Source organism: Streptomyces sp. NBC_01591, assembly GCF_035918155.1.
Classification (GTDB): Bacteria; Actinomycetota; Actinomycetes; order Streptomycetales; family Streptomycetaceae; genus Streptomyces.
Map to the genome: position 1 here is coordinate 8,171,521 of NZ_CP109327.1, position 11,978 is coordinate 8,183,498.

General features: G+C 69.7%; 9 protein-coding genes. 5 read left to right on the top strand and 4 right to left on the bottom strand.

Annotation, left to right across the window (positions count from 1 at the left end):
* Positions 1–2: 2 nt before the first annotated feature.
* Positions 3–821: an SAM-dependent methyltransferase gene (locus OG978_RS37860; RefSeq protein ID WP_326769548.1), complete on the top strand. Its 819-nt coding sequence runs from the start codon at positions 3–5 to the stop codon at positions 819–821.
* Positions 818–2,992 (top strand): putative bifunctional diguanylate cyclase/phosphodiesterase, encoded by a 2,175-nt coding sequence (locus OG978_RS37865; RefSeq protein WP_326769549.1) that lies wholly within the window; start codon positions 818–820, stop codon positions 2,990–2,992. Before OG978_RS37860 ends, OG978_RS37865 begins: the two co-directional genes overlap by 4 nt.
* Positions 2,993–3,043: 51 nt before the next feature.
* Here OG978_RS37865 and OG978_RS37870 read toward each other — a convergent pair whose 3' ends face one another.
* A complete protein-coding gene (locus tag OG978_RS37870; protein ID WP_326769550.1) occupies positions 3,044–3,934 on the bottom strand; it encodes a LysR family transcriptional regulator in 891 nt (296 codons plus the stop codon).
* Between the two features lie 95 nt (positions 3,935–4,029).
* Between OG978_RS37870 and OG978_RS37875 the strand changes: the two genes are divergently transcribed.
* From OG978_RS37875 to OG978_RS37885, 3 genes are read left to right on the top strand one after another with little or no spacing between them, the layout of a single operon-like run.
* Complete coding sequence (locus OG978_RS37875) at positions 4,030–4,737, top strand: succinate dehydrogenase (protein WP_326769551.1); 708 nt, start codon at positions 4,030–4,032, stop codon at positions 4,735–4,737.
* 1 nt (position 4,738) lies between these two features.
* Positions 4,739–6,688, top strand: coding sequence for a fumarate reductase/succinate dehydrogenase flavoprotein subunit (locus tag OG978_RS37880; RefSeq protein WP_326769552.1), 1,950 nt, complete (start codon positions 4,739–4,741; stop codon positions 6,686–6,688).
* On the top strand, positions 6,685–7,431 hold the full coding sequence (locus OG978_RS37885) for a succinate dehydrogenase/fumarate reductase iron-sulfur subunit (RefSeq protein ID WP_266919853.1): 747 nt from the start codon (positions 6,685–6,687) through the stop codon (positions 7,429–7,431). The genes OG978_RS37880 and OG978_RS37885 overlap by 4 nt, the downstream gene beginning before the upstream one ends.
* Before the next feature lie 72 nt (positions 7,432–7,503).
* On the opposite strand, the gene OG978_RS37890 is transcribed toward OG978_RS37885, so the two are convergent.
* The 3 genes from OG978_RS37890 to OG978_RS37900 all read right to left on the bottom strand — a co-directional run bounded on the left by OG978_RS37890 (position 7,504) and on the right by OG978_RS37900 (position 11,895).
* Entirely contained in the window at positions 7,504–7,923 is a 420-nt protein-coding gene (locus tag OG978_RS37890; RefSeq protein ID WP_326769553.1) for a carbohydrate binding domain-containing protein, read from the bottom strand.
* A 24-nt stretch (positions 7,924–7,947) separates the two neighbouring features.
* Complete coding sequence (gene uvrA, locus OG978_RS37895; protein WP_326769554.1) at positions 7,948–10,371, bottom strand: excinuclease ABC subunit UvrA; 2,424 nt, start codon at positions 10,369–10,371, stop codon at positions 7,948–7,950.
* 153 nt (positions 10,372–10,524) lie between these two features.
* Complete coding sequence (locus OG978_RS37900) at positions 10,525–11,895, bottom strand: polysaccharide pyruvyl transferase family protein (RefSeq protein WP_326769555.1); 1,371 nt, start codon at positions 11,893–11,895, stop codon at positions 10,525–10,527.
* Positions 11,896–11,978: the final 83 nt, after the last annotated feature.

Consider the following 11,978-nt stretch of genomic DNA (forward strand, 5'->3'; position numbering starts at 1 on the left):
TGATGGAGCGTCCCGCCTGGGCACCGCGAGGCATTGACATATCAGTGCCGAGCGTGTCCCGAATGTACGACTTCTATCTGGGCGGATCGCACAATTTCGAGGTGGACCGGGAAGCGGCGCGCAAGGCCATGGAGTTCATGCCGGGACTCCCCAAGATCATGCAGGCGAATCGCGCCTTTATGCGCAGAGCCGTGCGCTACGCGGTGAGCGAGGGCATCAGTCAGTTTCTGGACATCGGCTCCGGAATACCGACCTTCGGCAATGTTCACGAAGTCGCCCAGGCGGCCGACCCCGGGGCCCGGGTGGCGTACGTCGATCACGACCCGGTCGCGGTCGCGCACAGCCAGGCCGTACTCGAAGGAAACGACCGCGCGGTGATCGCCGCCGCGGATCTGCGCCGCCCGCACGAGATCGTGAAAAGCCCGGAGGTCTCCGGACTGCTCGACCTGGACCGCCCGGTGGCCCTGCTGCTCGTCGCGGTGCTCCACTTCATCGAGGACTCCGACGACCCGCAGAGCGCGGTCGCCGAACTGTGCGAAGCACTCGCCCCCGGCAGCCTCATCGTCATGACCCACGCCTCGTACGAGGGCATTCCGCTCACCCGGGAAGAGGCGGGCGGCACGGTCGAGGTCTACCGGAACATCCGCAACCCCCTGGTCATGCGGTCCCGCGACGAGATCGCGCGCTTCTTCGAGGGGTACGAAATGGTCGAGCCCGGACTCGTGTCGATGCCGGACTGGCGCCCGGACGCCCCGGTGGTGGCGGAGCAGGAGGACCCATTCGCGTTCTCGGGCTTCGCGGGAGTGGGACGCAAGGCGTGAGCATTCCCGCCCAGTCGTCCGGTACGCCGGACACGGAGCCCGACGGACCCGAGGGCCGGCTCCGGAGATTCGCCACGATCTGGAGCCGGGCCATCTTCCCCTCGACGGCCACCTCCCTGACGCGCACGGAGTTCGAGCAGCATCTGCTGCCGCTGGCCCGTGACCTCAGCGACATCCTGCACGCCCGGCCCTTCGACGCGGCCCCCGCGAGCGGGGTGGGCGCCGCCCTCGTCGCCGCGCACTGCACGGATCCGGACGCGCTGAGCAGCACGCTCGGCGTCATCGACTCGTACCTGGTGCTCTATTGCGGGAGCAACGGTGTGACGGCGTTGTCGACCGAGGACAGCAGGGCTCGCTGCGCCCGGATACAGCATGCCCTCGCGGGCGGCTTCACCCAGGCGCTGCGCGAGCGCACCCTCACCGAGCAGGAGGCCATCGCGCGTTCGGCGCTCACCGCCCGCTCCGACGCCGAAAACGCACTGCACGCGACCGAGGCGCGTTTCCGCGCCGTGTTCAAGGACGCGGCCATCGGCATCGGCATCGCCGACCTCGACGGCAATGTGCTGGAGGTCAACGACACCCTCACCCGGATGTTCGGCGGGCTCGACCACCATGTGCGCAGCCACAAGGTCAACGAGTGGGTCCACCCCGAGGACTCGCCGCACGTCTGGAAATACTACGACGAGCTGGTGCGCGGCGAACGCGAGCACTACCGGGTCGAGAAGCCGTACTACCGCAACGACGGCACCGTGCTGTGGACCAATCTGACGGTGTCGCTGCTGCGTGACGCCGAGGGCAAGCCGCAGTATCAGCTGGCGCTGATGGAGGACACCACCGAGCGCCGCCTGCTCAATCTGCGGCTGCGGTACGAGGCCACGCACGACGCGCTCACCGGCCTGCCGAACCGGACGCTGTTCTTCGAACGGCTGGAGAAGGCGCTGTCCGCCGACGACGGCAGCCGTTTCGGCCTGTGCTACCTCGATCTGGACGGCTTCAAGGCGATCAACGACAGCCTCGGCCACGCGTCGGGGGACCGGCTGCTGGTCGAGGTGGCGGACCGGCTGCAGAGCTGTGCGACCGCGCCCGGCGAGATGGTCGCGCGGCTCGGCGGCGACGAGTTCGTGGCCCTGACCACCGGACCCGACACCGAGACGGAGGTCGACGAGCTGGCCTGCCGCATTCTCGGTGTGCTCGGCACCCCGATCCGCCTGGACGGCCGTGAGCTGACCGTACGCGGATCCATCGGGGTCGTCGAAGGACCGGCCCGCGAACGCAACGCCGCGGAGGTGCTGCGCAGCGCCGACATCACGATGTACCGGGCCAAGTCGGCGGGCGGCAACCGGTTCGAACTCGCCGACGCCGAGGCGGATGCCCGTGCCATCACGCGGCACGGGCTCACCACCGCGCTGCCCGCCGCCCTGGAACGCGGTGAGTTCTTCATCGAGTACCAGCCGCTCGTGCACCTCGGCGACGGCACGGTGCACGGCGCGGAGGCGCTGGTGCGCTGGTGCCACCCGCAGCACGGGGTGCTCGGCCCGGACAGGTTCATCCCGCTCGCCGAACACACCGGGCTGATCGTGCCGCTGGGCCGCTGGGTGCTGGAGGAGTCCGTACGGCAGGCCAACTTCTGGCAGGAGCGGCACACCGACGGCGGTCCGCTGCGGATCAACGTCAACCTCTCACCGACCCAGCTGCACCACCCGCGGCTGGTCGCCGAGACGGTCGACGTGCTGGAGCGGTCGGGGCTCGAACCCGGGGCGCTCTGCCTGGAGGTCACCGAGTCCGCGCTCATCGGCGCGGACGACGACCTGCTCAAGCCGCTGCGGCAACTGGCCGAAATGGGTGTCGACATAGCGCTCGACGACTTCGGCACCGGGTACTCGAACCTGGCGAACCTGCGCCGGCTGCCGGTGAGCGTACTCAAGCTGGACCGTTCCTTCACCATGGGCATGCAGCAGCATCCGGCGGACCCGGTCGATCTGAAGATCGTCGAGGGGATCGTGTCGCTGGCGCACAGCCTGGACCTCGCGGTCACGGTGGAGGGCGTGGAAACCGGCGCTCAGGCGGAGCAGTTGCGGAAGCTGGGCTGCGACACGGCGCAGGGCTGGTACTACGCCCGGCCGGGTGCGCCGGACCGGATCCACTCGCTGCTGCTGGCCGACGCCGTGTGAGAGGGAGCGGTGTACGGGGCCCTCCGGCGCCCCGTACCCCGCCTTCGACGCTCAGGCCCGCCCGGCTGCGAGCAGCACCTTCTGCAGCTCGCGTGCCGCGCGCGGCGGAGCCACGTCACTGCGGTGCGCGAGCGCGATCGTGCGCCGCAGGCCCGGCCGGGCCAGTGGCGTGGTCCGCAGGTCGTGGCCGGACCGGCCGGCGACCATGCTGGGCACCACCGCGATCCCGAGCCCCGCCCGTACGAAGCCGAGCACGGCGTCCATCTCCCCGCCCTCCACCGTGAACGACGGCTCGAAACCCTCTGCCCGGCAGGCGGCGACCGTCAGCTCCCGCAGGTCGTAGCCGTGCCGGAACATCACCAGGGGCTCGCCCTGGAGGTCGGCGATCCGTACGCTCCCGCCCCGGCCGGGCCGCGGTGCCCGGGCCGACGAGACCACGACCAGGTCCTCCCGGAGCAGCTCCACCGTGGTGAGCGCGGGGGACGCGGCGGGCAGCGGCAACACCACCAGGGCGAGATCGAGCGCGCCCCGCGCCAGCTCCCGTACCAGGTCGAGCGAGCCGCCCTCCTCCAGCAGCAGCTGGATCCCCGGATGCCGGTCGTGGAAGGCGCGCAGCACTTCCGGGAGCAGGCCGGTGCAGAGGCTGGGCGTCGCACCGAGTCGGACCCGGCCCCGGCGCAGCTGCGCCAGCTCCTGCACCTCGTGGCGTGCGGTGTCCGCGTCCGAGAGGATCCGGCGGGCCAGCGGCAGCAGGGCCTCGCCCGCGTCGGTGAGCGTGATGTTGCCGCGCGCCCGGCTGAACAGCTCCGCCCCCAGCTCGCTCTCCAGCGCCCGGATCTGCTGGGAGAGCGAGGGCTGCGAGACGTGCACCTCCTCGGCGGCACGGGTGAAGTGCCGGGTCTCGGCCACGGCCACGAAATACATCAGCTGCTGGAACTGCATACACTCACCCTACCGAGGACAATAGCCTCAGCCTATGAACATGAGGCGTTCCATGTCTTGGACTGATGAGGTGGATCGGTCCTAGCGTCGTGTCCATGGCATTGGCAACCCGGACGGACCGACGGCCGTCCATGACGCGTACGCTCTGGGACTCGTCCCTCGGCAAGAAGACGGTCATGGCCGTGAGCGGCTTGATCATGCTCCTCTACTTGGTCGTCCACATGATCGGCAACCTGAAGATCTTCTTCGGGTCCGGCGAGTTCAACCATTACGCGCACTGGCTGCGGACCATGGGCGAGCCCTTCCTGCACTACGAGTGGGCCCTGTGGATCGTCCGCGTCGTGCTCGTCGCAGCGGTGGTGCTGCATGCCGTCTCCGCGTACCAGCTGAGCCGCCGCGACATCCGGGCGCGCCCCGCCAAGTACGTGCACAAGAAGCCACGTGCCAGTTATGCCACCCGCACCATGCGCTGGGGCGGGATCATCCTCGCCCTGTTCATCGTCTGGCACATCCTCGACCTGACGACGGGCACCGTGCACTCCGGCGGATTCCAGTCCGGGCACCCGTACCAGAACGTCATCGACACCTTCTCCAGCTGGTACGGCAACACCATCTACATCGTCGCCATGCTCGCCCTCGGACTCCACGTCCAGCACGGCTTCTGGAGCGCCGCCCAGACCCTCGGCGCGGGAAAGGCCACCCGTGACCGCGTCCTCAAGACCATCGCCAACGCCCTCGCCGTGGTGCTGACGCTGGGCTTCATCTCCGTACCCGTCGCCGTCATGACCGGAGTCGTGAGCTGACATGACCGACTACTCGCACTACGAGACCGGCGCGCCCGTCGTCGACGCCAAGGCCCCCGAAGGTCCCGTCGCCGAACGCTGGGACACCCGCCGCTTCCAGGCCAAGCTGGTCAACCCGGCCAACCGCCGCAAGCACACCGTCATCGTCGTCGGCACCGGCCTCGCCGGCGGCTCGGCCGGCGCGACCCTGGCCGAACAGGGCTACCACGTCGTCCAGTTCTGCTTCCAGGACTCGCCCCGCCGCGCCCACTCGGTCGCCGCCCAGGGCGGCATCAACGCCGCGAAGAACTACCGCAACGACGGCGACTCGATCCACCGGCTCTTCTACGACACCGTCAAGGGCGGCGACTTCCGCGCTCGCGAGTCCAATGTCCACCGGCTCGCCCAGATCTCCGTCGAGATCATCGACCAGTGCGTCGCCCAGGGCGTCCCCTTCGCCCGGGAGTACGGCGGCCTCCTCGACAACCGCTCCTTCGGCGGCGTCCAGGTCTCCCGTACGTTCTACGCCCGGGGCCAGACGGGCCAGCAGCTCCTGCTCGGCGCCTACCAGGCGCTGTCGAGGCAGATCGCCGCGGGCAACGTCGAACTGCACGCCCGTACCGAGATGCTCGACCTGATCATCGTCGACGGCAAGGCACGCGGGATCGTCGCCCGCGACCTCGTCACCGGGAAGATCGACACCTACTTCGCCGACGCGGTCGTCCTGGCCAGCGGCGGCTACGGCAACGTCTTCTACCTGTCGACGAACGCCATGAACTCCAACGCCACCGCCGTCTGGCGCGCCCACCGCCGCGGCGCGTACTTCGCCAACCCCTGCTTCACCCAGATCCACCCCACCTGCATCCCACGCACCGGCGACCACCAGTCCAAGCTGACGCTGATGAGCGAGTCGCTGCGCAACGACGGCCGGATCTGGGTCCCGAAGGCCAAGGGCGACAACCGCCCCGCCAACGAGATCCCCGAGGACGAGCGCGACTACTACCTGGAGCGCATCTACCCCGCCTTCGGCAACCTCGTGCCCCGGGACATCGCCTCCCGCGCCGCGAAGAACGTCTGCGACGAGGGACGCGGCGTCGGCCCCGGCGGCCAGGGCGTCTACCTGGACTTCGCCGAGGCCATCCAGCGGATGGGCAGGGACAAGGTCGAGGAGAAGTACGGCAACCTCTTCGACATGTACGCGCGGATCACGGCGGAGAACCCGTACGAGACCCCGATGCGGATCTACCCGGCCGTGCACTACACGATGGGCGGTCTCTGGGTCGACTACGACCTCCAGACCACCGTCCCGGGTCTCTTCGCCATCGGCGAGGCCAACTTCTCCGACCACGGCGCCAACCGGCTCGGCGCGTCCGCGCTGATGCAGGGCCTCGCCGACGGCTACTTCGTCCTGCCGTCGACGATCAACGACTACCTGGCCCGCAATCCGCACCACGACGAGGTCGACGCCTCGCACCCCGCGGTCGAGGAGGTCGTCGCCGACACCGAGGACCGGCTCAACCTGCTGCTCGCCGTCGACGGCGACCGCACCCCCGACTCCTTCCACCGCGAGATCGGTGAACTCATGTGGGAGTACTGCGGCATGGCCCGCACCGAGGACGGGCTGCGCACGGCGCTCGAACGCATCCCGCAGATCCGTGAGGAGTTCTGGCGCCGCATCAAGGTCCCCGGCACCGGCGACGAGTTCAACCAGTCGCTGGAGAAGGCCAACCGCATCGTCGACTACCTGGAGCTCGCCGAGCTCATGTGCCTCGACGCACTGCACCGCGCCGAATCCTGCGGAGGCCACTTCCGCGAGGAGTCGCAGACCCCGGACGGCGAAGCCGCCCGCCGGGACGAGGAGTTCTCCTACGCCGCCGCCTGGGAGTTCTCCGGCACCGGCCGGGCCCCCGTCCTGCACAAGGAAGACCTCGTCTTCGAGTACGTCCACCCCACTCAGCGGAGCTACGCATGAAGCTCACCCTGCGCGTCTGGCGCCAGAAGAACGCCGACGCATCCGGCGCCATGTCCACCTACGAGGTGGACGGCATCTCGCAGGACATGTCGTTCCTGGAGATGCTCGACACCCTCAACGAGGAACTCATCCTCGCCGGCGACGACCCCGTCGCCTTCGACCACGACTGCCGCGAGGGCATCTGCGGCGCCTGCAGTCTCGTCATCAACGGCGATGCCCACGGCCCCGAGCGCACCACCACCTGCCAGCTCCACATGAGGTCCTTCGAGGACGGCGACACGATCGACATCGAACCGTGGCGCGCCTCCGCCTTCCCGGTCGTCAAGGACCTGGTCGTGGACCGTTCGGCCTTCGACCGGATCATCCAGGCGGGCGGCTACATCTCCGCCCCGACCGGCACCGCCCCCGAGGCGCACGCCACCCCGGTGCCCAAGCCGGACGCCGACTTCGCCTTCGAGCACGCCGAGTGCATCGGCTGCGGCGCCTGCGTGGCGGCCTGCCCCAACGGCTCGGCGATGCTCTTCACCTCGGCGAAGATCAACCACCTCAACGTCCTGCCGCAGGGCGCCCCGGAACGCGAGACCCGGGTCCTCGACATGGTCGGCCAGATGGACAGTGAGGGCTTCGGCGGCTGCACGCTGACCGGCGAGTGCGCCACCGCCTGCCCCAAGGGCATCCCGCTGCCGTCGATCTCGGCCATGAACAAGGAGTGGCTGCGGGCCACCCGCAAGGTCCGCCGCTGAGCGAGATGCCGAGTTCCTGGTCCCGGAGGCCGCCCACCCCCGGGACCAGGAGGTCTCATCCGCTCCGGCAGGTCAGGACGTCACGGAGATGTCGTCGCCGTAGACCGTGCCCTGCTCGTACCAGCCGTGCAGATAGACGGTCACCGTGCCGGTCGAACCGGTGGTGAACGTCACCGACTGCTTCGCGTAGCCGCCCGACGAACCCCAGACGCTGGCCGACGCGTCGCCGCGCACCCCGAGGTATCCGTAGCTGCCCTGTACCCAACCGCTCAGCGTGTACGTGGTGTCGGGGGACAGGGTGAGGGTCTGCGCGCACGCGCCGGTCTGCGACGCGGTGGCCGCCGCGGCGAGCGCGTGCGCGCCGCCGTGCACCGGGGTGGAGACGACCGCGCCGCCGGACTCGCACGTCCAGGGGTCGAGCGAGCCGGTCTCGAAGTCGCCGTTGACCAGCGCCTGAGCCATGTTGTGTGTGGCGCCGTCGTAGTGAGGCATAGGGAAGTCGGCGACGACTGGCGGTCAGTCGAGGCGGAGTGCGGCCCGGAGGTACGAGGCCGTCCGGCTCTCCTGCGTCCGGGCCACGTCCACGGGCGTTCCCGCCGCCATGATCCGGCCGCCCCGGTCGCCGCCGCCGGGACCGAGATCGATCACCCAGTCGGCGCCCGCCACCACCGCCATGTCGTGCTCCACGACCACCACCGTGCTGCCCGCGTCGACGAGGCCGTGCAACTGCCGCATCAGCACATCGACATCGGCGGGATGCAGCCCCGTCGTCGGCTCGTCCAGCAGATACAGGGTGTGGCCCCGACGTGAGCGCTGGAGCTCGGCGGCGAGCTTGATCCGCTGGGCCTCACCGCCCGACAGCTCCGTCGCGGGCTGACCGAGCCGCAGATAGCCGAGCCCGACATCGAGCAGGGTCCGCAGACTGCGCTCGGTGGCCGGTGTCCCCGCGAAGAACCCGGCCGCCGACTCCACCGTCAGATCCAGCACCTGAGCGATGTCCAGACCGCGCAGGGTGACCTCCAGGGTCTGCGGGTTGTACCGCGCGCCGTGACAGTCCGGGCAGGGCGCGTACGTACTGGGCAGGAAGAGCAGCTCCACGGAGACGAACCCCTCGCCCTGACAGGTCTCGCACCGCCCGCCCGCCACGTTGAAGGAGAACCGCCCCGCCCTGTAGCCGCGCTCCCGGGCCGTGTCCGTCTCGGCGAACAGCTTCCGTACGACGTCGAAGAGCCCGGTGTACGTGGCCAGATTGGACCGGGGGGTACGGCCGATCGGCCGCTGGTCGACCTGCACGAGACGGTCCACCACCTCCAGCCCCTGCGCCGACGCGCACCAGGGCGCGGGGCGCTCCGCGTGCGGGTCCGCGGTGGCGGAGGTCTGCCGTTCGGCGAGCACACCGGCAAGGACCTGACCGACCAGCGTCGACTTCCCCGACCCCGAGACCCCGGTGACGGCCGTGAACACCCCGAGCGGGAATTCGGCGTCCACGCCCCGCACATTGTGCCGGTCGACCCCGTTCAGCCTCAGCCACCCCGACGGCGTACGCCCCTCCCGGACCGGCGCGGGCCCTTCGTCGAAGAGGTAGCGCCGGGTGGCCGACTCGGTCACCTCCGCGAGTCCGGCAGGCGGACCGCTGTGCAGCACCCGGCCCCCGTGCTCACCGGCCTGTGGCCCCACATCGACCAGCCAGTCGGCCCGGCGCACCACATCCAGCTGGTGCTCGACGACGAAGACCGAGTTCCCCGCCTCCTTCAGCCGTCCCAGCACTCCCAGCAGCGCCTCGGTGTCCGCCGGATGGAGACCGGCCGACGGCTCGTCCAGCACATAGACGACCCCGAAGAGGCCCGAGCGCAACTGGGTGGCGAGACGCAGCCGTTGCAGCTCGCCGGAGGACAGGGTCGGAGCTGTGCGGTCGAGGCTGAGATAGCCGAGGCCGAGCTCGGTGACCGTCCCGATCCGGCCGAGCAGGTCCGCCGTCAGCACCCGCGCCGTTTCGCTGCCGCCCGCCGTGCGCAGCAGCTCGGCGAGACCGGTCAGCGGCAGCGCCGCCAGTTCCGCGATCGTGCGGCCGGCGAAGGTGACGGCCAGCGCCTCCGGACGCAGCCGGCTGCCGCCGCAGGCCGGACACGGGGCACTGGCCAGGAACCGCTCGGCCTTCGCCCGCAGCGTGCGGCTCTTGGAATCCGCGAAGGTGTGCATCACATAGCGGCGGGCGCTCATGTACGTGCCCTGGTAGGGACGTTGGATACGCCCCGCCTCCCGCACCGGATGGACCGTCACCACCGGCTGCTCGTCGGTGAACAGGATCCACTCCCGCTCCTCGGCGCCGAGCTCGCCCCACGGCCGGTCGATGTCGTACCCCAGCGCGTCCAGCACATCGCGCAGGTTCTTGCCCTGCCACGCTCCCGGCCAGGCGGCGATCGCACCGTCCCGGATCGACAGTGAGGGGTCGGGGACCAGCAGCTGCTCGGTGGTGCGGTGGATGAGACCGAGCCCGTGGCACTCCGGGCACGCCCCGGCGGCGGTGTTCGGCGAGAAGGCGTCGGAGTCGAGCCGCTCGGCACCGGCCGGATACTCCCCGGCCCGCGAGAACAGCATCCGCAGGAAGTTGGAGAGCGTGGTGACCGTACCGACGGACGAACGGGCACCGGGTGCCGAGCGGCGCTGCTCCAGGGAGACGGCGGGCGGCAGACCGGTGACCTCGCCGACCGCGGGCGCGCCGACCTGATGGATCAGCCGGCGGGCGTACGGGGCGACGGACTCGAAGTAGCGGCGCTGGGCCTCGGCGTAGATCGTCCCGAACGCGAGGGAGGACTTCCCGGAACCGGAGACGCCGGTGAAGACGGTGAGGGTGTCGCGCGGGATGTCGACCGAGACGTCCTGGAGATTGTGCTCACGGGCACCGCGCACCCGGACGTACGGATCGTGGGGGGTGGACATGTGCGCGGGGACTCCGTACGGATCGGGGCAGGCCGACGGCCCGGGGGACAAACACTCCGATTCTAGGCACGGGGCGGCGGACACCGTCCGGGCCCGGAACGACCGGAGGCCGGCCTTGTCGGACCGGCCTCGCGGATCAGTTCGGGCAAGGACCTACCGGGAGGGACGCAGGGCGCGCTTGATGGGCCTTCCCACGACGCTGCGGGCGCGCTGGTACGTGGACCGCTGGACGGGCACCGCGGAGTTCTTCAGGACCTTCCGCTTGAGCTGGGTGTTCTCGGCGGTGAGTTCGGCCAGCCGGGACTGGAGCCAGTTCAGCCGCGGTGCCATCGTGGCAGGGTCGGAGTCGACCCAGGGGCGGACGCCCGGAGGGAAGGCCAGCCCGCTCATCCGGGTCTCGAAGGCCGTGCCGCCGTCGCCGTGGGTGAAGGTGTTCTCCAGGCCGTTCTTGTCGAGGAAGTTCATGAACCGGTCGAACCGCTCCTGGTGACCGCGCATCAGCGGCCCGAAGTCCGCCGCGGCGTGGAGATCGGCGGGGTCGAGGTCGGCCGGGACCTTGGAGAGCATCCGGTGCGGTATGTCGAAGTAGCGGCACAGCTCCAGCGTCCGGGAGTCGCCGCAGAGCACGGTGGCCGGCGTACCGGCCAGCAGCGCCGCGATGTTGCCGTGGATCCGGGAACCGAAGGAGAAGTCGAAGCCCCGCAGGTCGTCCATCCAGGTGACCGGGTCGATGTAGACCCGGACCTTGCCCTCCCCGTACATGGGGTGGTCGGGGTGGGTGGGGATATTGGTCACCGCGGCGTTCTGATGGGACATGTCGCGCCAGTGCAGCTGACGGGCCTCGGAGAGGTTCTGGCCGATGAACCGGAGGTGGGGGTAGCGCGCATGGGTGCGGTCGATGATCTGCCCGAGCTTGTGCTTGCGCACCGCGTCGTGCGATCCGTTGACGGCGATCCGCGACTGGGGTCCGAGTGCCCGGCCGTCCTCCCGGATGACGAGACTGCTGCCGTTGAGGAACATCGAGGGGCAGCCGATGACCTCCACGTCGCGGAATCCCATGTCCCGCAGATACCGCTCGGTGAACTCCCCGCGCACACCGATCGAGGCGCTGTGGTCGAGCACGGCGGAGACGAACTCGTAGACCGTGGACTGCATGGGCTTCAGGCGGTCCGCGGAGTAGTTGACGCCGGTCTGGGCGCCGACGCCGGGGACGACGACCGGGATCTTCAGCTTCGAGATGAGCTGGGTCAGCCGCTTCAGCTGCGGTTCGAAGGACGGCCGGAAGGCGTTGGCGAGCGGGATGACGAAGACGTCGTACTCGCTGTTGATCCGGTCGGCGTCGGCGACCCTGGTGGCGATACCGTTCGACACCACCTCCGAACGTGGCGTCTCAAGGATCTTGTGAGCGGCGTCACTGAAGATCAGGTTGCCCGAGTTGGTGGCGAACACGTCCTCGTGGAGAGCGCGCTCGACGGGGACGACGTCGTAGGGGCTCTTCCCGGAACGCAGGAGTATTCGCTTCACATGGTTAACGTTGGATGCCACAAACCTGAATATAGCTTTACAAACGCTTTCGGTTCCATGCGCATCCTGTACAACCTTTTGCG

What these genes read in the sequence shown, in the direction of transcription:
- OG978_RS37890 (WP_326769553.1), bottom strand. Translation starts at nt 7,923, where the DNA reads ATGCCTCACTACGACGGCGCCACACACAACATGGCTCAGGCGCTGGTC.
- OG978_RS37875 (WP_326769551.1), top strand. Translation starts at nt 4,030, where the DNA reads ATGGCATTGGCAACCCGGACGGACCGACGGCCGTCCATGACGCGTACG.
- OG978_RS37885 (WP_266919853.1), top strand. Translation starts at nt 6,685, where the DNA reads ATGAAGCTCACCCTGCGCGTCTGGCGCCAGAAGAACGCCGACGCATCC.
- OG978_RS37870 (WP_326769550.1), bottom strand. Translation starts at nt 3,934, where the DNA reads ATGCAGTTCCAGCAGCTGATGTATTTCGTGGCCGTGGCCGAGACCCGG.
- OG978_RS37880 (WP_326769552.1), top strand. Translation starts at nt 4,739, where the DNA reads ATGACCGACTACTCGCACTACGAGACCGGCGCGCCCGTCGTCGACGCC.
- OG978_RS37860 (WP_326769548.1), top strand. Translation starts at nt 3, where the DNA reads ATGGAGCGTCCCGCCTGGGCACCGCGAGGCATTGACATATCAGTGCCG.
- uvrA (WP_326769554.1), bottom strand. Translation starts at nt 10,371, where the DNA reads ATGTCCACCCCCCACGATCCGTACGTCCGGGTGCGCGGTGCCCGTGAG.